The 22,558-nt window shown below is 64.4% G+C and carries 24 protein-coding genes; 8 read left to right on the top strand and 16 right to left on the bottom strand.

The features are described from left to right. Positions 1-15 precede the first annotated feature (15 nt). The 3 genes from AB6802_RS09110 to AB6802_RS09100 form a co-directional block, all read right to left on the bottom strand. Positions 16-738, bottom strand: coding sequence for an amino acid ABC transporter ATP-binding protein (locus AB6802_RS09110; protein ID WP_371009736.1), 723 nt, complete (start codon positions 736-738; stop codon positions 16-18). Next, a complete protein-coding gene (locus AB6802_RS09105) occupies positions 725-1,393 on the bottom strand; it encodes an amino acid ABC transporter permease (RefSeq protein ID WP_371009735.1) in 669 nt (222 codons plus the stop codon). The genes AB6802_RS09110 and AB6802_RS09105 overlap by 14 nt, the downstream gene beginning before the upstream one ends. Positions 1,394-1,484: 91 nt before the next feature. Further along, a complete protein-coding gene (locus AB6802_RS09100) occupies positions 1,485-2,297 on the bottom strand; it encodes a transporter substrate-binding domain-containing protein (protein ID WP_371009734.1) in 813 nt (270 codons plus the stop codon). A gap of 322 nt (positions 2,298-2,619) precedes the next feature. Here AB6802_RS09100 and AB6802_RS09095 point away from each other — a divergent pair, with 322 nt between their 5' ends. Then, complete coding sequence (locus AB6802_RS09095) at positions 2,620-3,348, top strand: SDR family oxidoreductase (RefSeq protein ID WP_371009733.1); 729 nt, start codon at positions 2,620-2,622, stop codon at positions 3,346-3,348. Here AB6802_RS09095 and AB6802_RS09090 read toward each other — a convergent pair. Next, entirely contained in the window at positions 3,299-4,231 is a 933-nt protein-coding gene (locus tag AB6802_RS09090; RefSeq protein ID WP_371009732.1) for a LysR family transcriptional regulator, read from the bottom strand. The genes AB6802_RS09095 and AB6802_RS09090 overlap by 50 nt on opposite strands. A 6-nt stretch (positions 4,232-4,237) precedes the next feature. Beyond that, positions 4,238-5,140, bottom strand: a complete 903-nt coding sequence (locus AB6802_RS09085) for a S1C family serine protease (protein ID WP_371009731.1) — start codon at positions 5,138-5,140, stop codon at positions 4,238-4,240. 218 nt (positions 5,141-5,358) lie between these two features. Between AB6802_RS09085 and yghU the strand changes: the two genes are divergently transcribed. After that, entirely contained in the window at positions 5,359-6,228 is an 870-nt protein-coding gene (gene yghU, locus AB6802_RS09080) for a glutathione-dependent disulfide-bond oxidoreductase (RefSeq protein ID WP_371009730.1), read from the top strand. 203 nt (positions 6,229-6,431) lie between these two features. On the opposite strand, the gene AB6802_RS09075 is transcribed toward yghU, so the two are convergent. After that, on the bottom strand, positions 6,432-6,977 hold the full coding sequence (locus AB6802_RS09075) for a YbhB/YbcL family Raf kinase inhibitor-like protein (RefSeq protein ID WP_371009729.1): 546 nt from the start codon (positions 6,975-6,977) through the stop codon (positions 6,432-6,434). 501 nt (positions 6,978-7,478) lie between these two features. Then, complete coding sequence (locus AB6802_RS09070) at positions 7,479-8,666, bottom strand: PLP-dependent aminotransferase family protein (protein WP_371009971.1); 1,188 nt, start codon at positions 8,664-8,666, stop codon at positions 7,479-7,481. A 281-nt stretch (positions 8,667-8,947) separates the two neighbouring features. Between AB6802_RS09070 and AB6802_RS09065 the strand changes: the two genes are divergently transcribed. From AB6802_RS09065 to AB6802_RS09050, 4 genes are all read left to right on the top strand, one after another. Next, positions 8,948-9,223: a hypothetical protein gene (locus AB6802_RS09065; protein WP_371009728.1), complete on the top strand. Its 276-nt coding sequence runs from the start codon at positions 8,948-8,950 to the stop codon at positions 9,221-9,223. Positions 9,224-9,391: 168 nt separating this feature from the next. Further along, positions 9,392-10,132, top strand: coding sequence for a sulfotransferase family protein (locus AB6802_RS09060; RefSeq protein WP_371009727.1), 741 nt, complete (start codon positions 9,392-9,394; stop codon positions 10,130-10,132). 243 nt (positions 10,133-10,375) lie between these two features. Next, on the top strand, positions 10,376-10,690 hold the full coding sequence (locus AB6802_RS09055) for a GYD domain-containing protein (protein WP_371009726.1): 315 nt from the start codon (positions 10,376-10,378) through the stop codon (positions 10,688-10,690). Positions 10,691-10,714: 24 nt separating this feature from the next. After that, a complete protein-coding gene (locus tag AB6802_RS09050) occupies positions 10,715-11,011 on the top strand; it encodes a DUF718 domain-containing protein (RefSeq protein ID WP_371009725.1) in 297 nt (98 codons plus the stop codon). Positions 11,012-11,061: 50 nt separating this feature from the next. Here AB6802_RS09050 and AB6802_RS09045 read toward each other — a convergent pair whose 3' ends face one another. From AB6802_RS09045 to AB6802_RS09015, 7 genes are all read right to left on the bottom strand, one after another. Continuing rightward, positions 11,062-11,217 (bottom strand): DUF1127 domain-containing protein, encoded by a 156-nt coding sequence (locus AB6802_RS09045; RefSeq protein WP_371009724.1) that lies wholly within the window; start codon positions 11,215-11,217, stop codon positions 11,062-11,064. A gap of 278 nt (positions 11,218-11,495) precedes the next feature. After that, positions 11,496-12,167, bottom strand: coding sequence for a hypothetical protein (locus AB6802_RS09040; protein WP_371009723.1), 672 nt, complete (start codon positions 12,165-12,167; stop codon positions 11,496-11,498). A gap of 384 nt (positions 12,168-12,551) precedes the next feature. Beyond that, the gene (locus AB6802_RS09035; RefSeq protein ID WP_371009722.1) at positions 12,552-12,653 is read right to left on the bottom strand and encodes a putative RiPP precursor; all 102 of its coding nucleotides are present in this window, start codon (positions 12,651-12,653) and stop codon (positions 12,552-12,554) included. A gap of 16 nt (positions 12,654-12,669) precedes the next feature. Beyond that, complete coding sequence (locus AB6802_RS09030; protein WP_371009970.1) at positions 12,670-13,917, bottom strand: amidohydrolase family protein; 1,248 nt, start codon at positions 13,915-13,917, stop codon at positions 12,670-12,672. 401 nt (positions 13,918-14,318) lie between these two features. Next, positions 14,319-14,768, bottom strand: a complete 450-nt coding sequence (locus AB6802_RS09025; RefSeq protein ID WP_371009721.1) for a GFA family protein — start codon at positions 14,766-14,768, stop codon at positions 14,319-14,321. Between the two features lie 237 nt (positions 14,769-15,005). Continuing rightward, positions 15,006-15,557, bottom strand: a complete 552-nt coding sequence (locus AB6802_RS09020; RefSeq protein WP_371009720.1) for an isochorismatase family protein — start codon at positions 15,555-15,557, stop codon at positions 15,006-15,008. A gap of 247 nt (positions 15,558-15,804) precedes the next feature. Further along, positions 15,805-16,713 carry a LysR family transcriptional regulator gene (locus tag AB6802_RS09015; protein ID WP_371009719.1) on the bottom strand — a complete coding sequence of 303 codons (909 nt, stop codon included), beginning with the start codon at positions 16,711-16,713 and terminating at the stop codon, positions 15,805-15,807. A 136-nt stretch (positions 16,714-16,849) separates the two neighbouring features. On the opposite strand from AB6802_RS09015, the gene AB6802_RS09010 reads away from it, so the two are divergent. After that, a complete protein-coding gene (locus tag AB6802_RS09010; protein ID WP_371009718.1) occupies positions 16,850-18,046 on the top strand; it encodes an MFS transporter in 1,197 nt (398 codons plus the stop codon). Between the two features lie 209 nt (positions 18,047-18,255). Here AB6802_RS09010 and AB6802_RS09005 read toward each other — a convergent pair whose 3' ends face one another. Together AB6802_RS09005 and AB6802_RS09000 are read right to left on the bottom strand one after the other, a co-directional pair. Further along, positions 18,256-20,271, bottom strand: coding sequence for an amidase (locus AB6802_RS09005; RefSeq protein WP_371009716.1), 2,016 nt, complete (start codon positions 20,269-20,271; stop codon positions 18,256-18,258). 338 nt (positions 20,272-20,609) lie between these two features. Continuing rightward, positions 20,610-22,169, bottom strand: a complete 1,560-nt coding sequence (locus AB6802_RS09000; RefSeq protein WP_371009715.1) for a WD40 repeat domain-containing protein — start codon at positions 22,167-22,169, stop codon at positions 20,610-20,612. Positions 22,170-22,460: 291 nt separating this feature from the next. Between AB6802_RS09000 and AB6802_RS08995 the strand changes: the two genes are divergently transcribed. Beyond that, positions 22,461-22,556, top strand: coding sequence for a putative RiPP precursor (locus AB6802_RS08995; RefSeq protein WP_371009713.1), 96 nt, complete (start codon positions 22,461-22,463; stop codon positions 22,554-22,556). Positions 22,557-22,558: the final 2 nt, after the last annotated feature.

Below are 22,558 nucleotides of genomic sequence, written 5' to 3'. Positions count from 1 at the left end.
GCGTGAGGTCGAAGCCTACAGGATTTTCGCGAGAAAGCTCTTCGTGCGATCCCTTTGCGGATCCGAGAAGAGCGCCCTGGGCGCACCTTCCTCCACGATCATGCCGTCATCCATGAAGATCACCCGATGGCCGACCTCGCGGGCAAAACCCATCTCATGGGTGACGACCACCATCGTCATGCCCTCGATGGCCAGCGTCTTCATGACCTGGAGCACCTCGCCCACCATTTCGGGATCGAGCGCCGAGGTCGGCTCGTCGAAGAGCATGACATCCGGCCCCATCGCCAGCGAGCGGGCGATGGCGACGCGTTGCTGCTGGCCGCCGGAAAGCTCATCGGGATAATTCGCTTCCTTGCCGACCAGGCCGACCTTGGCCAGCAATTCGCGCGCCACCCGGTTGGCCTCCTCGGTCGACACCTTCTTGACCTTGCGCGGTCCGATCGTGACGTTCTCCAGAATGGTGAGGTGCTTGAACAGGTTGAACTGCTGAAAGACCATGCCGACATGCTGGCGCAGCTTGTGAATGTTCGTCTTCGGATCGGTGAGCGTCATGCCGGCGATTTCGATCTCGCCGCTGGTGGCCGCCTCCAGCCCGTTCAGGCAACGCAGAAACGTGCTCTTGCCGCTGCCGGAAGGACCGATGACGACGACGACCTCCTTCTCCTCCACATGCGTGGATATCCCCTTCAGGATCTCGTTGTGGCCGAAGGACTTGTGCAGCTCCTTAACGTTTATCAACTTGCAGCCTCCTCTCCAGGTAGGACGAGAACTTCGACAGCGAGAAGATGAGGATGAAATAGAGGGCGGCGATCAGCCCCCAGATGGCGAAGGACGCAAAGGTCTGCGCGATCACGATCTGGCCCTTGTAGACGAGTTCGACGATACCGACCGGCGCCAGCAGCGAGGTGTCCTTGATGGTCTGGGCCGCCTGGTTGACCAGCGGCGGGATCATGCGCTTGAAGGCCTGCGGCAGGACGATGTAGCGCATCGTCTGGAAGCCGTTCATGGCGATCGATTGCGCCGCTTCCTTCTGCCCCCGGTCGACGCCGAGAATGCCGGCGCGGACGATCTCGGTAACGTAGGCGCCTTCATTCAGGCTGAGCGTGAAGGCGGCGGCGAGGATGGGATATGTCAACTGTCCGAACCATCGGTTGACGGGCAGGATCGCGGGCAGGCCAAGCACGATGAAGAAGAGCTGCACCAGGAGCGGCGTCGATCGGAAAATCTCCACATAGGCGGTGGCGATCCAGCGCAGCAGCGCGACTTTCGACAGGCGCATCAGCGCGGCGATCAGGCCGATGACCACCATCAGGATGATGGCAACGATCGAATACTGGATGGTCAGCCGCAGGCCGTCGAGGAGGACGGGTAGGTTTTGGCGGATTGGGTCCATGAACCGTGCCTTGGGTTAGCCTTCCCGGCCGTCTTCGCAAGACTGCCGGGAAGGCTGATGGGTCAACTGCTCAAAATGATCGGAACCGGCCTCAGCCCGAGATCGCGACGGCGTCCGGCTTCTGCACGTCATTGACCACGCCGCTGGTGTCGCCGCCGAAATATTTCTCGAACAGTTTCTGGTATTCGCCGTTCTGCTTGATCTTGGCGAGGCCGTCATTGATCTGCTTGACCAGTTCCGGCTTCTGCTTGCTGATGGCTATGCCGTAATATTCGCCGGTCAGCAGCGGCCCGACGGTCTGGACGTCGTCATGGGCAGCCTTGAAGCTGAGGTTGACAGGGTTGTCGAAGATAACGGCATCGGCGCCGCCAGTCTCGAGCGCCTGATAAGCGGCATCGATGCTCTGGAACTGCTTGATATAGTCCTGCTCGAAGCCATGGCCGGTCAGATAGTCGACGGAGGACGTTGCCTTCTTGGTGGCAACGACATGGCCCTTGAGGTCGTCGAAGCTCTTGATTTCAGAGTCTTTCTTCACCAGCACCGAAAGGCCGGACTTGTAGTAGGCGTCGCTGAACTCGACGTTCTCCATGCGGCTCTTCTTGATGGTTATTCCGGCGACAGCGGCGTCGATCGAGCCGGCCTGCAAACTGGGGATGATGCCGTCGAAGGGCAGTGTCTTCAGGGTGAGCGTCATGTTCTCGGCCTTGGCGATCGCGCCGATCATGTCGATGTCGAAGCCGGTGACCTGGCCATTCGTCTCGGTCTCGAAAGGTGGGAAGGTCGTATCGGCCCCAACCACGATGCTCGTGCCGCTTTGCGCTGATGCAATGGACGTTTCGCCGAGCGAAAAAGCGAGGACGGAAGCCAGCGACGTTGCCAGCACGATGAGGGATTTTTTGTTCACGAGACATCTCCTTACGACGGCCATTCGTCGCCCTGAACGAGCCGACGATGAGGGCGCAATGCACGAACCCAAAACCCCGTATCGAGCATCTGGATCGGCCATCGCCCAAGTCAAGGCTGCCGCAGCCGCGGTTTGTCGGGAGGGAATCGAAGCCCGCGGATTTGACGGGTAGCCAGGTCTCTCGACCGGTTGTGCCAGGTCCGGAAGCACAAGCTGGCAATCTTTCGGCTCCGCAATCGGAGCCGTCGATAGCGCTATCGGTTTCTTCCGTTTCCGCTGACCGCTGCAAACCGCCACATCAGCGTCCATGCACAGGAAAGGCATGGACATGGACAAGGCAAAAATACTCATCGTCGGCGGCAGTTCGGGCATGGGGCTGGCGCTCGCCAGGCGCTGCCTGGATGAAGGTGCCGGCGTCATCATCGCCGGGCGCAATGCGGCAAAGCTGAATGCCGCCCGCGACGGGCTCGGCAACCCGGCCGCGCTTGAAACCGCGGTGGTCGATATCAGCCGCGAGGACGAGGTGGCGGGACTGTTTGCCGGCATCGGGCCACTCGACCATATCGTCAGCACGGCGGCCGACATCGAAGGCGTTTATCGCCTGCTACCCGAGATCGAGCTATCGGCCGCGCAACGCGTCGTGGAAAGCAAGTTCCATGGGCCGCTGCTGCTCGCCAAGCATGGCGCACCGAAGCTGCCGGCCACCGGTTCTCTGACCTTCGTCTCCGGCATTGCCGCTTATCGGCCGGTGGCGCGCGGCGCGGTGGTTGCGGCCGTCAATGCAGCGCTTGAAGGCCTGGTGCGGGCTTTGGCCGTCGAACTCGCACCGATCCGCGTCAATGCAGTATCACCGGGCTGGGTCGATACGCCGATCTGGGAATTCGTCGCCGGCGACAAGAAGGCCGACACGCTTGCCGCCATGGCCAAGCGCCTGCCCGTGGGGCGTGTCGGGCGGCCGGACGACATCGCCGACGCGCTCCGCTTCCTGATCGGCAACGGCTTTACGACGGGGGAGACGCTGCATGTCGAGGGCGGTCACCGGCTGGTGTGACCGGCGCGAAATCCTCGCCCATTTCGGCAAGCAGCGCCTTCAGCGCCGGCGGCTGCACGCGCCGGCGCCGCCAGATCATGACGAGGTCCGCCGCGCGAACCGGGCCTGGCCATGTCATTTCGCTGACCTCGCCGCGCTCGAGCGCGGCGGCGACAGCAAGACGCGGCACCAGCGCCAGCCCGCAGCCTTGAGCCACCAGGCCGGCGATGGCATCGATGCTGCCGGCTTCGACGGCGAGGCTTGGCTTGCCGAGGCCGGCGTCGGAGAAAGCGCGGTCGATCATATGGCGGTAGACGCAGCCGGTCTCGGTCGCCACGAACTGCCGCTCGGCCAGCGTCGCCAGATCGACTTCGGCGCGGTTCTCGCCCGGCGGCGCAATCAGCGTCAGCGGTTCGGCCGCGACGCTGCGTTTGGCGAAACGCTCGTCGAGCGCGGCGCGATCGAAGCAGAAGGCGACGTCGATCTCGCCCTCGCTGAGACGGCGCAGCAACTCGCCGGTGCCGGCGATCCTGAGCTTGATATCGATATCGGGATGGCCAGCGCGAAATCCGGCCAGCCAGCCGGCGAGCCGTGCGGCTGCGATCGTCTCCAGCGCGCCGATCGACAAGCTTCCGGTCGTCCGCCCTGACGCGGCATCGACCGCGCCGCGCGTTTCATCGGCGAGCGCCAGCAGTTCCTCGGCATAAGGTTTCAGCGCCGCGCCCGCTGGGGTCAGTTTCAAACCCTGCCGCGAGCGGGTGAACAGGGGCGCGTCAAGCTCGGCCTCCAGCGCCTGGATCTGATCGCTGACGCTCGACTGGGCGAGATTGACCTCGGCCGCAGCGCGCGTGACGTTGCCGCTGCGGGCCACGGCGAGGAATGTCTTCAGCAGCCGAGGATGCATCCGGCGCTACTGCAGCTGCGGCTTCTTCAGGAAGGAATTGCGGTCGGCCGATTTTACCCTGAGCCAGGTCTCGCGGCCGTCGCGCACCACGCGCAGCGGGATTTCCGAGCCGGCCGGGTTCTGCCAGAGCTTTCTGTAGAAGTCGGCGAGACCGTCGACCTCGCCGTCGCGCACATCGGAGATGATGTCGCCCTGGCGCAGGCCCGCCTTGGCCGCCGGGCCGCCTTTGGCGACGCTCATCACCACCACCATGCCGTTCGATTCGGCCGAGAAGGCGCCAAGCCACGGACGCGGCGGCCTGGCGGTCTGGCCGCGCTTGATCAGATCGTCGAGGATCGGCGTCAGAAGGTTGATCGGCACCACCATGTTGATATCGGCGACTTCGCCGGCGCGGCTCATCTGCAGGCGCAGCGAGCCGACGCCGAGCAGCCTGCCGTCGGCGTCGAACAGCCCGGCGCCGCCCCAGGACGGGTGCGCCGGCGCGATGAAGATCGCCTCGTCGATGAGATATTCCCAATAGCCGGCGAATTCCTGTTTGGTGACGATATGGGCGTCGACCTGCTGGCCGATGCCGTCGGCAAGCGTCACCGCGTCGCCGGTATCGGCTTGCGCCGCATCGGCGAACTCGACCGCCGGCAGGCCGAGTGGCGACAGCGCCTGCACCAGGCCGAAACCGGTCTCCTGGTCATAGGCCAGCGCATGGGCGGGAATGACGCGGCCGTTCTGGTCGGTCAGCCATACTTCCTCGGCCTCGGTGATGAGATAGCCGATGGTCAGCACCAGCCCATTGTCGCGGATCACCACGCCGCTGCCTTCGCGGCGCGTGCCCAGCGCATTGGCGGTGAAGGCGTCGTCCGGAACCGTGGCGCGCACGGCGACGACGGAACGTGAAATTTTTTCGATGGTCATCGATCCAACCTGTAATGCGGGTCTTTCCCTATAGGTATGGCCAAAGGGGCGCGGTGCAAGGGCGATCTTCCCCTTCGCTTTTGGGAGCTGCAAGGCTGGCATAAGCACTAGTTCAACAAAAATTGAACTTTTTTCTTTGACGCGCGCGGAACCGTACCTAATTTTATCGCGATTCATCCCGTCGCCGACTTCACCGCTTCAAAAAGGGCCTTCGAAACATGAACCAGTATACCCCGCCGAAAGTCTGGACCTGGAACAAGGCGAATGGCGGCGAGTTCGCCTCGATCAACCGGCCGATCGCCGGCCCCACGCATGAAAAGGAACTGCCCGTCGGCAAGCATCCGCTGCAGCTCTATTCGCTGGGGACGCCAAATGGGGTGAAGGTAACGATCATGCTGGAGGAGCTTTTGGCGCTCGGCCACAAGGGCGCAGAATACGACGCCTGGCTGATCAAGATCGGAGACGGCGACCAGTTCGGCTCAGGCTTCGTCGAGGTCAATCCCAATTCGAAGATCCCGGCGCTGATGGACCATAGCGGCAAGAAGCCGATCAGGGTGTTCGAATCCGGTTCGATCCTTTTGTACCTGGCCGAAAAGTTCGGCGAATTCCTGCCCACCGAACAGCCGACGCGGGCCGAGACCTTGTCGTGGCTGTTCTGGCAAATGGGCTCGGCGCCTTATCTTGGCGGCGGCTTCGGCCATTTCTATGCCTATGCGCCGGAAAAGTTCGAATACGCCATCGACCGCTTCTCGATGGAAGTGAAGCGGCAGCTCGATGTGCTCGACCGCAGGCTGGCCGAAACCGAATATCTCGGCGGCGCCGGCTATTCGATCGCCGACATGGCGGTCTGGCCCTGGTATGGCGGGCTGGCGCTTGGCCGGCAATACAATGATTCCGCCTCCTTCCTCTCGGTGCATGAGTATGAACATGTGCAGCGCTGGGCCAAGGCGATCGACGCCCGCCCGACGGTGCAGCGTGGCCGCATGGTCAACCGCATGTCGGGCGATCCGGCCTTCCAGCTGCGCGAACGGCACGACGCCAGCGACTTCGAGACCAGGACGCAGGATAAGTTGGAAGCGGCGGAGTAGGCTAATCTCCCCTCTCGCGGGGGAGATGGCCGGCAGGCCAGAGGGGGGCGCGAAGGATCGCGGCCTCCAGTATTTTGCTCAGCCAGGCACCGTCAACGACAGAATTTACTGATCATAGTTGGAAAGGCCGGCGGGACAGCGCCCCCTCTGCCCTGCCGGGCATCTCCCCCACAAGGGAGGAGGTCAGCTGTATCCTCGCCGCGCTACCTGCCGAACGTATACGTCACGGTCGCCTCGCCGAGCGCGGAGCTTTTGGCCGCGGTCGAGACCATTTCCGGCAACGGGCCTTCCGGCGCGCGCAGCTTCTTTTCGCCGAGAGCATAGAGCGTGAAGACATAGTGATGCGTGCCGCTGCCGGGCGGCGGGCACGGGCCGAAATAGCCTGCGCGGCCGGTGCCGCCTTTGCCCAGCACCGATCCCTTCGGCATCTTCCTGCCACCCTGGGCGCCGGCGCCTTCGGCGAGGCCCTTGGCGCTTACCGGGATGTTCCAGGCCAGCCAATGCCAGAAGCCCTTGCCGCCCGCGCCATCGGGATCGAACATGGTGAGCGCGTAGCTCTTGGTGCCGGCCGGCGGGTCCTTCCAGGCAAGCGCTACGGAAATGCTTTGGCCGCCGCATCCGGGATTGTCGCCCAGATATTTGGCGTCCCATTTGCCGTCGGAAACCGACGGGCTGGAGATTTCGAAGGCGGCCGCCTGACCGGCGAAAGCGATCAGGGCAAGCATGGTGAAGCCGAGGCGCAAGGTCATGGCAATCTTCCCTTTTGGCCAAGTTGCCGGAGAATTTAGCGCAAAAGCGGCCCGAAAAAGGCCACTTGCTCCAGGTATGAAAAAAGCCCCGCCGGTGGAGGCCGTCGGGGCTCTTTCATTCGGACCGCAGAGGTGGGACCCCACGGCCGGGTCGATCCAGGGGGTGTTGGATCAAGCGCGACCGTAGAGAAGATTCGGCGGTGCGGATAATCACGGCTGCGCACTACCAATCACGCCTGCGCGAGGGTCAGGTGATAGCCGGCGAAAGGAGGGGGGTGGCGATTGGCGAAGGCCGAGGCGACAGCTGATCTCCCCCCTTGTGGGGGAGATGCCTGGCAAGGCAGAGGGGGGCGCGACGGAACGCGACCTTTGTGATTTGCGTAGCTCGCCACGGAGCGATGGCGTGGCAAAAAGTCGGAGACGTTGGCGGGACAGCGCCCCCCTCTGTCCTGCCGGACATCTCCCCCACGAGGGGGGAGATTGGCGCTTCAGCGCCGCGCCCTACCCCCGCATCAGCTTCGCCAGCCGCGGCACGCCTTCGCCCACCGCGCGGTCGTCGGCAAGCGTGAACGACATGCGCATTGTGTTGCGGCCGGTGCCGTCGGCGAAGAAGGCGTTGCCGGGCACGAAGGCAACGCGCGCCTCTTTCACCGAGCGCGCCAGGAGTTCGGTGGCGTCGGTGCCTTCCGGCAGCGTCAGCCAGACGAACATGCCGCCGTCGGGCTTGCTCCAGGAAATGCCGTCCGGCATGTTTTGGTCGAGCGCGGCAAGCAGCGCGTCGCGGCGCTTGCGATAGGCGCCGATCAGCTTGTCGACTTGGCCGTCGAAGATGCTTTCGGCGACGCGGTGCATGACCATCTGGTTGATCGACGGGCTGTGCAGGTCGGAAGCCTGCTTCATCAGCACCAGCTTTTCCACGACATTGTGCGGCGCGCACACCCAGCCGACGCGCATGCCCGGCGACAGGATTTTGGAGAACGAGCCGCAATAGAGCGTGCGGGCGTTGTCGATGCCGCCGGAACGCGCGCAGTCGAGCGCCAGGATCGGCGGCTCGCCCTCGCCGTCATAGCGCAGCGCGCGATAGGCGGCGTCCTCGATGACGGCGATGTCGAGTTCCCCGGCAAGGTCGAGCACCGTCTCGCGCTGCTGGCGATCCAGCGTGTTGCCGGTCGGGTTGGCGAAATCCGGCACCAGATAGGCGAATTTCACCTGGCCGCCCCCTTTCGAAAAAGTGCTGGGTGCGCCGGCAGCCGCGCGATAGGCCTCGGGCGTCATGTTGCCGCCGGCCGTGTTCAGCCGGTCGTAACGCGGCTCATAGGCGTTGAAGGCCTGCAGCGCGCCGAGGTAGGTCGGCCAGGTGACCAGGGCCGTGTCGCCCGGCGACAGGAACAGCTTGCCGAGATAGTCGAGCGCCTGCTGCGAGCCCGACGTGATGAAGATGTTGCCTTCGTCGCATTGAACGCCGAGCTTGCCCATATAGGCGGCCAGCCATTTGCGCAGCGGCAGGTAGCCTTCGCTGACCTGGTATTGCAGCGCCGCACCCGCCTCCTTGCCGCCGAGCACGGCCTGGTAGGCGTCGTCGATCGCCTGCGCCGGAAACAGCGACGGGTCGGGAATGCCGCCGGCAAAGGAGATGATGTCGGGCTGGTCGAGAAGCTTCAACAGCTCGCGGATTTCGGAGGCCTTCATGCGCGACGAGCGCGAGGCCAGAAGGTTCAACAGGGTCAAAGTGCACCTCCCTTGGGGCGTGTTCTAATTAGGTCAACCTGACTGACCTATTATCAGGGTTCGCAGCCGAATTGAATAGCCCAGCCGCACATCGGGCACGGGCCAATCCGCGCCGCTGCGGGCCTTATAGTCACCGAAACGTTACCGGTGGCAAATACCAGCCGTCTCTAATTCAGCACATGTCGGTGGTAGTGATGAAAGCGGCTCCGTCCGGGGCTAGCAACGATGGGAGGTTAGAGACCATGAAAACCAAGACTGTATTTCTTAGCCTGGTGGCAGCGTCGGTCATTGCCGGCTCGGCATTCGCCGGCATCCTCGACGAGCCGAAGATGATGGCGCCCTTCTTCACCGACAAGACCATGAAGACGATGAAGTCCGATGCCGACATGAAGAAGGCCTGGGCCAAGATGTCGAAGAAGCACCAGACGACGATGATGAAGGAATGCCAGGACGCGGCCATGAGCAAGCCGCATGCCGAGTTCTGCGCGAAGCTGAACGCGCTGGCCGGCCACGCCTGATCGAGCTCCGACGGCAGGGTGGCGGGCCTGGAGAGGACCGCCATCCTCCCGGTCAAAGTCATATTAGCGAATACGCATAGAAATCCATTGCGCAAAAGCGCGAGCGGATGCAACCTCATTCCGGCAGACCGGCAAAAACGAGAACATCGGTCCAAACGGGAGGGGGGCATGACGCTCCAGGTCATCGGGGCCGGATTCGGCCGCACCGGCACGTGGTCGACCTTCGCCGCGCTGAACAGGCTGGGCTTTGCCAGCTACCACATGCAGGAAGTCATCCTCAACAAGGCCAACAAGGGCCATCTCGATTTCTGGCGCAAGGTGGCCAACAGCCCGCCGGGCAGCCAGCACGACTGGAGCCGTGTCTTTGCCAATTACAGGGCAACGGTCGACAATCCAGGCTGCTGCGTCTGGCGCGAGCTGATGGCCGCCTATCCCGACGCCAAGGTGCTTTTGACCCTGCATCCGCGCGGCGCCGAAGCCTGGTACGAAAGCACCATCGACACGATCTACTTCACCGAGACCGTCTGGCAGTTCAAGGTGCTGGAATGGCTCACACCGTTCGGCCGCAAGTTCGGCGACATGTCGCGCAAGCTGATCTGGGGCCGCACATTGGCGGGCGTCATGGGCGACCGCGACAAGGCGGTGGCGCGCTACAATGCCTATATCGAAGAGGTGAAGGCGGCGGTGCCGCCGGAAAAGCTGCTTGTCTTCAAGGTCAGCGACGGCTGGGCGCCGCTTTGCGGTTTCCTCGACGTCGCGCTGCCCAACGAGCCCTTCCCCAACCTCAACGACCGCGCCTCGATCAAGAAGATCATCAACGAGATGATCATGGGATCCTACCTGATGCTTGCCGGCGTCGCGGCCCTGATCGCACTGGCGGCCGGAGGCTTGTGGTGGTGGCTGGGGTAACGACAGCCAACCGAGACGGTCGATAGACCGGCAAGGCCGCGAGGTTCGGGCACCGAGCGGGATTGTCGTTATATTAGAATAGGCGCATATTAGTGAAAACCGAAGCAATGCTCCGGCTGAACCGCCTGTTGGCCACGATTGCCCAGGCGGTCCACAGACCAGTCAAATGCCAGAGAAGACAGACACGTCCGCGGTGCCCAGATCGTTGGGTAGCCAAGACAGTGATACCTGGAGGAGGATCCCATGAAGGTTACCATACTGGCGACTTACGAACCCCACGCCGCCAAAGGACTGATGCAAGGATCGGACCGGGAAGCCGCGATCAAGGCGCTTTTTGAAAGTGTCGGCGGCAAGATGAGCAGTCTGATGTTCACACGCGGCATCTATGACGTCATCGTCAATGGCGAGGTGCCGAACCAGATTGCCGGGATGGGCATGGCGCTGGCGGTGCGGGCCAGCGGTTCGGTCAGCGATCTCGTCGTCCTCGAAGAGCTCGACATGAAGGCGGTGGTCGCGGCCGCCAACAAGGCCGCCGGCGCCTACAAGCCCGCGGGCTGAATCTCGAACGGAAAGGAGCAAGCCATGACCGCTTACAACGTAGTGCGTTTTCGCACCAAGCCCGGCAAGGAGAAGGCCTTCGTCGAGGCGCATCAGAAGGTCAAACTGAACGCCAAGGGCTTTCGCAAGGGCTCCCTGATCAAGACCGGCGATGGCACATTCTGCATGGTCGGCGAATGGAACAGCATGGATAGCCTCGTGGCAGCGCGCCCGGCGATGATCGGCATCCTCGACACGTTCCGCGACATGCTCGAAGATCTCGGCGGCGATCTCGGCGTCACAGACCCGGTGTCGGGGACGGTCGTCGCGGAGATAGGCTGAGGCAACAGGCGCCGCGGCTTGGTCGCCGATGGCTCCGAGCCGCACTGTTCCTAAAACGGCAAGCGTATCTCGTCGGGCTCCTGCGCGTCCGGCCAGCCGATGTCCTTCTGGATCTCCTGCGGCAATTCATTCAGCTCGCGCGTCGTGCGGCGGCGCTTGCTGGCCTTGGCGAAGGCGGCGCGGATTCGGCTCAGGGTCTTGAACATCGGGAACCTCCATAAGCAAGGCGCAGGAACGGTGCCCGCCCATGCGCCGCTTCTGCGAGGCGTCTGTATCCGCTGGATTGCGCGCGAACGGTGAAGGGTTTCACAAAGCCGCGTTGGCCTGAAACATAGGCGTGCAAACTAATTCAGGGCAGCTACAGATCGCTTTGTCGCCGAGTCGTGCTCCTGGCCATTCCCACCGCCTGGCCCGTCCTTCGAACATGCACAAATCTCCCACCAGGATCGGCAGGGGCGGCGCCGCGCTATGGCATTTGCGGCTGTTACTGTTGCGCAGGTGCGACTTGCAGTGACTGGACATCAAATTTACGAGGGGCACCAAGCGCCCACAACAGATCGCCGCCGTTGGACGGTATTGTCTTTACGTTTAGATCGATGTTGGTTTGCGTATCATTGGTCTTAACAGGTTGCCCGGATACAAAGACCTGAGAGGTGTTTGAAGGGAGCGTAAATGTCGTTGGCGCAGACAAATCTTTTATATCGCCAAGATTGACTACGGACGACTTATCTCCTGTTTTGACCTCAACCGTGACTGGAATGGAAGTATCCCGAGGCAAGCCCCCATCTACGCGAGGCGATATCACAATGGTTCGATAGTCGTTCGCGGCGTTGCCGGTATCCTGCTGCGCATAAGCCGAAATATCGAGAAGCGAGGCACTTTTCCCGGGCGTGTTGGTAGCGCCGGAAATCAAACTTGCGATTATGGCAGGTGCCGCGATGCCAGCGAAGATGGACTGCCGGGTATCATAGCTGGTGTTAGTAAGAGCTATCCCACCACCAACGATTGCCCAAAGTGCAATGCCAAGCAATAGGCCAAGTGCTGGCAGCGGTGTTGTCGGAGCAGCAACGTAAGTGCTTGCCAATTTGGCAACGGTCGGCAGCGCTCCGCCAAATGCGCCCCACAAAAACGCGATGATTTTAGTGCCAGCGTCCATTTCTTCATCCTCCCAAGAGAATATTCTCATTTTTTCTGGCAATCTGCAAAATTAAAAGGAGCGGGATAGCGATATCGTCGCACTTTGTTTTTGTTCAACAATGCACAAATTTAGACGTTTATCTTTTCTGACTGCACTCAAATTGTATTCTTGGCCACTTCCCCGCCCTTGCGGAACACCGTGCGCGGCTTCAGCACAGCTACCACGGCTTCCGGTAAATGCGTGGGCTTGACCGCGACGAAATCGGCCTTGACGCCGATTGAAATGCCGCAGCCTTCGAGACCCGTCGCCCTGGCGTCGGCGTCGCCATAGTGTCACCAGGAATCGCGGATGTTGTCGGAATCGGCAAAGACGGCGACAGCCGCTCAGCGCAGGCCAAATAGCCTAGTTTTCCGGCGCCTGGCCGTCCGACACCGCCTGCTGCGCGGTCTGCGCGGAAAGCCTGCCTCTGCGCGCCAGCGTCGGCTTTGCGTATTGTTTTTTCATGGTTTCGATCCCCAGCCTATTCCGCAAGGTGCGGCAGAAGCCTCCAAGCCGTCAAGCGTGGGCGGGCCGCGGTGATCTTCCCGTCCCTGGCCACTTCCTTGCCCCTTCGGAACACCGTGCGCGGCTTCGGCACCGCAACCACGGCTTCCGGCACATGCTCGGCCTTGAGCGCCACGAAATCGGCCTTGGCGCCGACTGAAATGCCGTAGCTTTCGAGACCCAGCGCCCTGGCGCCGGCGTGGCTCACCACGTCGTAGGCGGCCTCCAGCTCCCAGTCCTCGTAGAAGCCGGAGCGGTAGCCGATCATGTTGGCGCGGTTCAGCATGTCGCCATCGCCATAGGGCCACCAGGAATCGCGGATGTTGTCGGAGCCGGCAAAGACCGTGACGCCGGCCTGGCGCAACGCCGCTACCGGCGGGAAGGCGTGGTTGCCGGGCGCGTTGGTCATGATGGCGACGCCGCAAGCGGCCAGCATCTCGCCGGCCTTGGCCAATGCCTCGGCGGAAATGTCGCCCAGCGCATAAGCATGGCTGACACTCACCTTGCCGCCCATGCCGAGCGCCTTCGTCCGGGCCGCGATCGCCTCGATCTGGAACAGGCCGAGCGTGCCTGCGTCATGCAGGTGGATATCGACACCGACGCCGCGCTTTTCGGCGAGGCCGAAGACGACATCGAGATGGCCGTCGACGTCGCGGTCGAAGCTCGCCGGATCGAGACCGCCAATGAGGTCGCAGCCCAGCTTGAGCGCTTCGTCCAGAAGATCCGCCGTGCCGGGCGAGGACAGGATGCCGCTCTGCGGGAAGGCGACGAGCTGGATGTCGATCATATGGCGATATTTTTCGCGGACAGCGAGGATGCATTCCACATGCTTCAGGCCGACCTCGGCGTCGACCATGACGTGGCTGCGCATGGCGAGGCTGCCATTGCCGATGCAAAGCTCGAGCTGGTTTTTCGCGCGTTCCTCCATCGGCGCGGCCAGAGCGAGGTTGCGCATCTGGAAGGCGACACGCTCGCGCACGTCAAAACCGTCGGTGCAGGGAATGTGCGGGCGCCAGGCATCGCCATAGAAGGACGTATCGAGATGGATATGGCCCTCGACGAAAGCCGGCAGCACCAGCTGGCCGGCGAGGTCGATGGCAGCCGGCGGCGGTGTGGCGGAATTGGCAGCCGGCGTGATCGCACTGAAGCGGCCGTCGGTGACGGTGAGGTCGGCGAGCCTGCCGTCGGTGAGTCTGGCGTTGAGAAAATGAGTCTGGTTCAAGATGCAATCCGTTGAAAAGGAAGCGTTAGTCGTCGCCGGTCGGCTGCGCGCGGTCAATGCGGATTGCAGGCGAAAGTGTTTCACCCTTTCCTTTTCCCCTTGAAGGCGCACCCCAATTCATATTCCGTTTTCACGGAAGTTTCCGCGCGCAAAAAATATGCGATGGTTATGTTAGCGGTATGAGGCCGCTGTGGTCGGCGCGGACGCCCAAGCACATCCCCAACAATGCGCCCCCAACGCCCGCGTCGACCATATAAGCCAAACGGCGGTGCCAGAACGCCTCGCCGTTTCATAGAAACACCGAAACGCCCTGTCGTTTTGTTTTGACGCAAATTCCGGACGGAAGACCGCTACGCACTTTTCCTGGAATTGCTCCAGGGCCGCAGTTTTTTCCGACGCTCGGCTCACGCCTTGGCGTATTCTGCAACCAACCCCCCATATTCCTCGAATGCTGGCAGCGCCGCATAGCTGTGCACGGCAGGCGTCGTCGCCCAGGGCAGTTTCTCACTGGTCCAGGTCTCGATGAAGGGCGTGAACCAGGCATGATCGTCGAGCATGGTCGGGCGCGGATTGACGAACCAGTCGAGCCCTTCCGGCCGGGTGAACATCCAGGTCATGCAGTGGCCGCAGAAATAATGCTTCGAGGCGCCGTGCAAGCCGCCCACCACCGGCTCGCCCTTTGTCACCTCAAACCCTTGCGAGGGGATCGCCGCGCTCAGCGAATAGGCGCTGGACGACATCGACTGGCAGCCGCTGCAATGGCAGGCCATGGTGATCAGCGGTTTGGCCGAGATCCTCAGGCGCACCCGGCCACAGCGGCAACCGCCTTCGGCGGGAAGAGTAAGGGTGGGCAAGGTTGGCCTCCTTGGGTTGGTCAGTGCATTTCACATCGAATGTTGGCGGGACAGCGCCCCCCTCTGTCCTGCCGGACATCTCCCCCACTTGGGGGGAGATCAGCCTTCACGCAGCCTTTCGCCAATCTCCGACGTCGTAAGAAAGAAGCGCCGTCGCCGAAACAGCCAATCTCCCCCCTTGTGGGGGAGATGTCCGGCAGGACAGAGGGGGCGCGAAGGAACGCGGCCTATCGGCATTTACCCGCCAACCAGCTCCGCCGTCGTCATCAGCCGCACGCCCTGCCCGGCGAATGTCTCATTGTGCCTGGCGATGATCTCCGGCGCTTTCTCCTTGTCGCTGTCCAGCGTCGAATGCGCATCCGAAACCACGGTGACGCCGAGCCCCTCGGCAAAGGCGCCCTTGACGGTGGCGGCGACGCAGAAATCGGTCTGGGCGCCGATGAGCACGACATCGCCCGCGCCCTGCCCCGCCACCCATTGCGCGAGCGCGGCATCGGAAAAAGCATTGCCGACCGTCTTGCCGAAGGTCGGCTCATTGGCGGCCTGGCCGAGTTCAGGCCAGACCGGCCAGCCGGGAGCGCCCGGCGCCAGCGGATCGCCCGCCGGTCCGTCATGGCGGATGAAGGCCACCTTGCGGCCGCTTTGCCGGGCCCAGTCGATCAGCCGGCGGGCGCGTTCGGCGATGGTCCCCGCATCATGGATCGGCGGCTCAAGGCGACCGTCGAACATGCCGGTCTGCAGGTCGATGACGATGAGCGGCGCGGTGGCGGAGGGAGCGGTGTTTGGCATGGGTGTAAGCTTAGCGCGAGGGGGAGATGGGTCAAGCGATGAAGAGCATGATCTCCCCCCTTGTGGGGGAGATGCCCGGCAAGGCAGAGGGGGGCGCGAAGGAACGAGGCTTTTGCGCATCTGGCTCTTGCGAAACGCGTCACTGCCAGTTGGCAAGTTGACTGATCGTGGCGGGACAGCGCCCCTCTCTGGCCTGCCGGCCATCTTCCCCGCGAGGGGGGAGATCAGCAGTTCCGGCGTCGCCCCCTCACGACATCAGCGGCATCGGTCCCTTCAGCGCTTCGGCCAGCGCGTCGCGGAAGACCGCGATCGGCCGGGCGAGCCTGCCCGCGGGCGGGCGGTGCAGGAGCCAGCAGCGGACCTGCGGTTTGAAGCCGGGGCAGTCGACCACTTCGACCTGGTCACGCCACTGGCTGCCCGAAAGCGCGCCGGGTGTGACGATGCCGATGCCGTGGCCGCGCGCCACCAGCGACATGCGCAGATCCGCGCCCTGCGCCTCGACGCCGACCTGGAAAGGCAGCCGCGCCACCTCGAAACGATGGCGGATGAAGGCGCGAAAGCCGCAGCCGGTTTCGTTGAGCACCCAAGGGTAGCGCGACAGCGCGTCGATCTCGACCGGCTTCGGCACGCCGAGATCGGGCGACGCAACCAGCAGCACCGACTGCGGGCCGAGATCGTCGCCGGCAAGCTCGGGTGGCGGCGAAACCCCTTCAGGCAGGCAGACGGCGACAGCGTCGATCTCGCTGTGCTGCACCTGCTCGACCAGGCGCGGCGACAGGCTGGACGTGATCTTCAGCGTCAATCGCGGGAAGGTTTCGCGCAAGGCATCGAGCGGCTCGGAGAGCGCGCTGGTCGACAGGTAGGGCATGATGCCGAGGCGGAATTCGCCCTGCACGGCGCCGGCCGGCGAGACACCCGCTTTCAGGTCTTCCAGCGAGCGCAGCACACGGCGGCCATGCTCATAGGCTTCCCGCCCCGCGACAGTCGGCTTCAGCGGCTTCGACTGGCGGTCGAGCAAGGGCGTGGCCAACCGTTCCTCCAGGTTCTGGATGCGGCGCGTCACGCCGGGCTGGGTCAGGTTCAGCCTGGCCGAGGCGCCGACGATCGAACCGGTCTCGACGACGGCGACGAAGGCTTCAAGATCGTGAATGTTCATGCGCATCTCGCATAATCATTATCAGGTCATTTGAATTGTAGCATTATGCCAAGTCGGAATAAAGTCCCCGTGAGATATGCGGACAACGAGGATTTCCATGGACGGGACAGACACCCCTTGCATAGCAGCGACCGCATTGGCCGAACCTCCTGCCACAAGGCCCCAAACCATCACCCGGGCGCAGACGCTGCTGTTTGCCGGGTCGGTCGGCATCATCATCACCAACATCTTCGCGCCGCAGACGCTGGTCGGGCTGATCGGCCCTTCGCTTGGCGCGGCCGCGTCGGAGGTCGGCCTGGTCGCGATGGCGGCGCTGCTCGGCTATGCCGCCGGGCTCTTCTTCCTGGTGCCGCTTGCCGACCTCGTCGAAAACCGCGTGCTGGTGCTGCGCATGCTCGTCGTGGCCGTGCTCGCCGCCGCGGTTGCTTCGGTCGCGCCGTCCGCCGCCTCGCTGCTGCTGGTGCTGTTCGTGCTCGGCGCCGCCTCCTCCTGCATCCAGGTGCTGGTGCCGGTCGCGGCCTCGATGGCGCCGCCCGGACAGGACGGACGCGTCATCGGCGACGTGATGAGCGGGCTGATGATCGGCATCCTTTTGTCGCGTCCGCTGGCCAGCCTTGTCGCCGACGCCTTTGGCTGGCGCGCCTTCTACGCCATCATCGCCGTGACCCTGGCGCTGCTCGCCATCCTGCTCGGCTTCGCCATGCCCAGGCGCCAGCCATTGGCGCATTCGCGTTATACGGCGCTCCTCGCTTCGCTGCTGGAATTGCTGCGCCAGGAGCCGGTGCTGCGCCGGCGCGCTTTCACGGCAAGCCTGGTGATGGCGGGCTTCAGCGTGTTCTGGACGGCGGTGGCGCTGCGGCTCGCGGCGCCACCCTTCGATCTCGGCCAGAAAGGCATTGCGCTGTTTGCGCTGGTCGGCGCAGGCGGCGCGGCGGTGACGCCGCTGTTCGGCCGCGCCGGCGACCGTGGCTGGACGCGGCCGGCGACGATTGCCTGCCATCTCGTGCTCATCGCGGCGCTCGGGCTCGCCGCCATCGCGGGCGCCGCGCAAGCCGGCGGCGCATGGCTGCCGCTGGTGCTGATGGGCGTCGCCGCCGTGCTCCTCGACATCGGCGTCGTCGGCGACCAGACGCTCGGCCGCCGCGCCGTCAACCTCCTGCAGCCCACGGCGCGCGGCCGCATCAACGGGCTGTTCGTCGGCATCTTCTTCATCGGCGGCGCGGTTGGGTCGGTTCTTGCCGGAGTGACCTGGGCCTGGGGCGGCTGGAACGCGGTGTGCGCGGCGGGCGCGGTGTTTGGGGTTGTGGCACTGGTGGTGGATTGGGTGGAGTAGCGGCGCTCAAGCTGCCCATCTCCCCCCTCGTGGGGGAGATGCCCGGCAGGGCAGAGGGGGGCGCGAAGGAACGGGGCTTTGCGCATTTATCTCTTGCGAGATGCGTCACTGCCAGTTGGCAAGTTGACCTGAGCGCCGGCGGGACAGCGCCCCCCTCTGGCCTGCCGGCCATCTCCCCCACGAGGGGGGAGATCAGCAGCTTCAACGCGTCAGCCAATCCCGCCCGTCACCGTGTAAGCCCCGGCCGCCCGGCCATCCGACAGACGCACGATCGCGGTCACGATCGAGCCGTAGGAACCGCGCCAGACGCTGTGGAAGCCCTGATGCGTGGAAGCCGGTACTACCACCTTGCCGGTGTGGCGGTTGCCGCTCGCCTGCAAGACCACCGGTTCGCCGCTGACATGGACCTGGACGACTGACGGGCCGCTCCCCTCGATCCGCAGCACAATCACGATCTCGTCGGTGTCGCCCGCGCGGGTCGTCTCGGCACTCAGCGTGAGGCCAAGCGGCGCATCGCCGGCATGGCTCGGGGTGGCCCTGCCCTCACCCGAAAACATATCATCCACCAGCGCCGGCGTGCGCGGTGGCGCAGTGCGGCGTTGCGTGGCGCGCTCGTAGTCGCCAGCCAAGGCCAGCAGCGCCGCGTCGTCGTAGGCCTTGCCGGCGAAGGTGAGGCCGACCGGCATGCCGATATCGGCCATGGTGCCCATCGGCACCGTCACCGTCGGGATGCCGAGATGGCGCCACACCAGATTGCCGTTGGCGACCCAGGTGCCGTTGGGCCAGGCGAGCCGGGCTGACGTCTCGTTGACGTCGGCATCGGCCGGGCCGACATCGGCGACGGCCGGCAGCACCACAGCGTCGAGGCGATTGTCCGCTAGCCAATCCTCGAAGTCGACGCGGCGCGTTGCCTCGAGGCCCTTCAGCCCGTCCTCGATGGCGGGAATGTCGCCGAGCGGCGCGACACCCTGCCTGGCGCGCTCGACATAGTGCGCCAGGTCGAAATCGGCGTCACCGTAGCGGTCGGGCAGCGTGCCCGGCGGTTGCGGAAAGATTTTCGGGCCGTCGACCGAAGCGAGGTCGGGCAGCGCCGGATCGGCGTTGGCGCGCAGGAAATCGTCCCAGGACCAGATGGACAGATCCCAGAGCTCTCGGTCAGCGAACGCATGCGGCACCAGCCCGCGATCGACCATCGTCAGCGCGCCCGGGCGGTCGCGCTCGTAATTGGAGACGACGGGGAGATCGACCTCGATCACCTCGGCGCCGAGCGCTTCGAGATCGCGCGCCGCCTGGCGCCACAGGTCGAACACCGTGGCGCGGGTTTCGATCGGCTGATCGGCGCCGTCATCCTTGCCGACATACATTTTCGGCACACCGAGCCGTTTCCCCTTGAGCGCACCTTGAAGCGTGAGCCCAGTGTAACTTGCCGGCCTCAGCGCCGAGGCCTTCGGGATCTCCACCCAGGGCTGCATGCGCCAGAAATCGCCGCGCGTCTCGGCATCGTCGGCCACGATCACGTCGAGCAACTCCAGCATGTCGGGCACGCTGCGCGTGTGCGGCACCACCACATCCATGGTCGGCACCAACGGCCAGTTGCCGCGCACGGAAATGACACCGCGCGAGGGCGTGTAGGCCACCAGCGCATTGTTGGAGGCCGGCGCGCGGCCGGACGACCAGGTTTCCTCGCCGAGCCCGAATGCGGCGAAGCTCGCGGCGGTCGCCGTGCCCGAGCCGTTGGACGAGCCCGATGCGAAGGCGGCGGTCAGGTAATCGGCATTGTAAGGGCTCTCGGCGCGGCCATAGACGCCGCGCTGCATGCCGCCATTGGCCATCGGCGGCATGTTGGTCAGCCCGATCAGCACCGCGCCGGCGGCGCGCAGCCGGGCGATGGTGAAGGCGTCCTCGGTGGCGATGAGATGCTCGAAGGCCGGCGAACCGGCGGCAACCGTCAGGCCCTTGGCCTTGTAGCTGTCCTTGGCGGTGTAGGGGATGCCGTCGAGCGGACCGAGGCTTTTGCCGGCGCGGCGACGAAGGTCGGAGGCTTCCGCCTCCTCGAACATCTTGGGATTGAGGATGGGCACGGCGTTGAGCGCGATGCCGTGGCGGTCGTAGTGCGCGATGCGCCGCAGGTAAGCGCCGGTCAGTTCGACGCTGGTGACGGCGCCGCTTTCCAGCGCACGGCGCAGATCGGCGATCGAGGCTTCGACAAGATGGAGTGGGGGCATGATTGGCTCGGTTGGTGTTACGTCACATCCCTCTGCCCTGCCGGGCATCTCGCCTGCAAGGGGGGTGAGGCGGTACTCCGCCGCGTCACCCTTACAACATCGGAAATTGGCGAGAGTGTCTGAGCGCATAATCTCCCTCGTGGGGGAGATGGGCGGCAGGCTAGAGGGGGCGCGACAGAACGCGGCCTCAGCATTTCACACACGAAAGTCCTACTGGTGGTAACAAACCGAATTGAGACGCCGGCGGGACAGCGCCCCTCTCTGCCCTGCCGGGCATCTCCCCCACGAGGGGGGAGATTGGATGTCACGCAGGTTTTCGCCAATCTCCAACGCAGCCCTTACTCCGGCGCGCCCGCGAACAGCACCACGCCCTCCCCGCCCGTCGCCGGCCAGTCGCGGATGGTGCGGTCGATGCCGCCGGTGATGAGCGTGCCGTCGGCGGCAAACGCGACCGAATAGATCGGGCCGGTGCCGGGATCGAATTCGGCGATCTGGTCGCCCGTGTCCATGTTCCAGATCCGCGCCGTGCCGTCGAGCGAGACGGAGCCGAGGCGCTTGCCGTCGGCCGACAGCGCCAGCGCATAGACGGTGCCGGAATGGCCGTCGAAGCGGCGCACTTCCTTGAAGCTGTCGAGGTCCCAGAGTTTTATCGTGTAATCGCCACTGCCGGTCACCGCGTGGCGGCCATCGGCCAGGAAGACCGCGCCATAGGCGCCGCGATCATGGCCGTGCCAGCTGCGCAGTTGCTTGCCTGCGACGATGTCCCAGAGCTTCAATTCGCCGTCGATGCTGCCCGAGATGGCGCGCGTGCCGTCGGGCGAGACCGCGACCGAGCTCACCGACCAGTCATGGCCGGGCAGCACATGCAACACCTGGCCTTTCTCCAGATCCCAGACGACGACCGAGCCGGTGTCGTGGCCGCTGACGGCGCGCTTGCCGTCGGGGCTGATCGCCAGGTCGCGCACGCCGCCGTTCGCCCCTGAGGAAAAGATATGCAGCACCGCGCCATCGGCGAGCTGGCGCAGCACGATCTCGCCGTCGTCGCCGGCGGTCAGCGCCGTCTTGCCGCCGGGCATGAACAGCCCCACACGGGCCATGTCCTTGTGCTCGCCAAGGTTGCGGATCAGCCGTTTGCCGTCGATGTCCCAAAGCTTGATCATGCGATCGGTGCTGGCGCTCATGATCTCGTGACCGTCGGCCGAGACGGCCAGCCAGACGACGGCGTCGCGGTGACCGTCGGCCTGGGTCGGCTGTGCCGGCGGCGCCGGTGGCGGCGGCGCCAGCGTCTGCGGCGGCGTGGCGGGGGCCAGCGCTGTCTGCTGCGTCGACTGGGCAGGCTGTGCCGGCGCCGGCGGCGGAACGGGCTCGGCCGGCACGGCGGCCGTCGGTGCCGGTTGCAGGGGCTGCACGGGTGGCACTGGCGCAGGCTCGGCCGGTGGCGCAGGTTTGGCAGCCTGCAAGGGCGCCGGCGCAGCAGGCTTGGCGATCGGCTCGGGCGCAGGCTTCAACTCAACGGGCGCCGGCGGCGCGCTGGCGACCGCTTTTGCCGGCTCTGGCTGCGATGCCCGCCACGGGCCGACCTGATCGGCGACGATGGCGATCGAGGCCAAGAGCGGCAGGGCGAATGCGATTCGCCGCAATTTTGGGCGGCCAGCCGGCGCGATCTCGGCGTCGCGGCCGAACAGCGGTGTCGAAGGATCATGCCACGGCGTCGCCGGCAGCAGGCCGGCGAGGAAGAGCAGCCCCGACAGAATCGACAGCACGCCGGCCGCGCCGAATATTTCCGGCCGAGCCGTCGGCGCGGGCCTGTCGCCCAGCGCAAGATAGAGCTTGGCCAGGCAGGCGATGCCGACGATCAGCATCGCCAGCGCCAGCAGTCTGTCGGTCGATCTTTTCATCGCTCTTCCCCCGCGCCTTGCACGCTCGCGCAAACATTCTAGCCGAGCTTGCCGCAGGGGTTAAATGCAAGACATCACACAATTTAAGTGGTCTTGCGCCAAGGTCTTCCGCCTCGAATGCGAGCTTGCCTGCACGGTGCGGCAATCCTGATGCCGGCGCCAGCCAAGCCGCACGATAAAACTTCAACAAAGAACCCTATCCCGGGGAACAGCAGACCTATTCAGCCGGCTTGGTTGACAGCAACGATCAATATGAGATTATCCCGTGGGGATTTTAAGGAGAGCAAGGGCATGAAGAAGATTTACGAGAAGCCGGTTTTTGTCCGCAAAGGCAAGCTTTCCATGGTCGTGGCAGGCGGTTCGGTGATCGCCAACGGCGCCGCCTGACA

The sequence above is a fragment of the Mesorhizobium sp. RCC_202 genome, assembly GCF_041355295.1.
Taxonomy (GTDB): Bacteria; Pseudomonadota; Alphaproteobacteria; order Rhizobiales; family Rhizobiaceae; genus Mesorhizobium.
Note: the sequence above shows the minus strand (reverse complement) of the source record. Positions and strands in the feature narration are given on the sequence as shown.

Coding starts and splice junctions, on each gene's coding strand:
- AB6802_RS09105 (WP_371009735.1), bottom strand. CDS start 1,393: ATGGACCCAATCCGCCAAAACCTACCCGTCCTCCTCGACGGCCTGCGG.
- AB6802_RS09095 (WP_371009733.1), top strand. CDS start 2,620: ATGGACATGGACAAGGCAAAAATACTCATCGTCGGCGGCAGTTCGGGC.
- AB6802_RS09090 (WP_371009732.1), bottom strand. CDS start 4,231: ATGCATCCTCGGCTGCTGAAGACATTCCTCGCCGTGGCCCGCAGCGGC.
- AB6802_RS09085 (WP_371009731.1), bottom strand. CDS start 5,140: ATGACCATCGAAAAAATTTCACGTTCCGTCGTCGCCGTGCGCGCCACG.
- yghU (WP_371009730.1), top strand. CDS start 5,359: ATGAACCAGTATACCCCGCCGAAAGTCTGGACCTGGAACAAGGCGAAT.
- AB6802_RS09075 (WP_371009729.1), bottom strand. CDS start 6,977: ATGACCTTGCGCCTCGGCTTCACCATGCTTGCCCTGATCGCTTTCGCC.
- AB6802_RS09070 (WP_371009971.1), bottom strand. CDS start 8,666: ATGAAGGCCTCCGAAATCCGCGAGCTGTTGAAGCTTCTCGACCAGCCC.
- AB6802_RS09065 (WP_371009728.1), top strand. CDS start 8,948: ATGAAAACCAAGACTGTATTTCTTAGCCTGGTGGCAGCGTCGGTCATT.
- AB6802_RS09060 (WP_371009727.1), top strand. CDS start 9,392: ATGACGCTCCAGGTCATCGGGGCCGGATTCGGCCGCACCGGCACGTGG.
- AB6802_RS09055 (WP_371009726.1), top strand. CDS start 10,376: ATGAAGGTTACCATACTGGCGACTTACGAACCCCACGCCGCCAAAGGA.
- AB6802_RS09050 (WP_371009725.1), top strand. CDS start 10,715: ATGACCGCTTACAACGTAGTGCGTTTTCGCACCAAGCCCGGCAAGGAG.
- AB6802_RS09045 (WP_371009724.1), bottom strand. CDS start 11,217: ATGTTCAAGACCCTGAGCCGAATCCGCGCCGCCTTCGCCAAGGCCAGC.
- AB6802_RS09040 (WP_371009723.1), bottom strand. CDS start 12,167: ATGGACGCTGGCACTAAAATCATCGCGTTTTTGTGGGGCGCATTTGGC.
- AB6802_RS09035 (WP_371009722.1), bottom strand. CDS start 12,653: ATGAAAAAACAATACGCAAAGCCGACGCTGGCGCGCAGAGGCAGGCTT.
- AB6802_RS09020 (WP_371009720.1), bottom strand. CDS start 15,557: ATGCCAAACACCGCTCCCTCCGCCACCGCGCCGCTCATCGTCATCGAC.
- AB6802_RS09015 (WP_371009719.1), bottom strand. CDS start 16,713: ATGAACATTCACGATCTTGAAGCCTTCGTCGCCGTCGTCGAGACCGGT.
- AB6802_RS09005 (WP_371009716.1), bottom strand. CDS start 20,271: ATGCCCCCACTCCATCTTGTCGAAGCCTCGATCGCCGATCTGCGCCGT.
- AB6802_RS09000 (WP_371009715.1), bottom strand. CDS start 22,169: ATGAAAAGATCGACCGACAGACTGCTGGCGCTGGCGATGCTGATCGTC.
- AB6802_RS08995 (WP_371009713.1), top strand. CDS start 22,461: ATGAAGAAGATTTACGAGAAGCCGGTTTTTGTCCGCAAAGGCAAGCTT.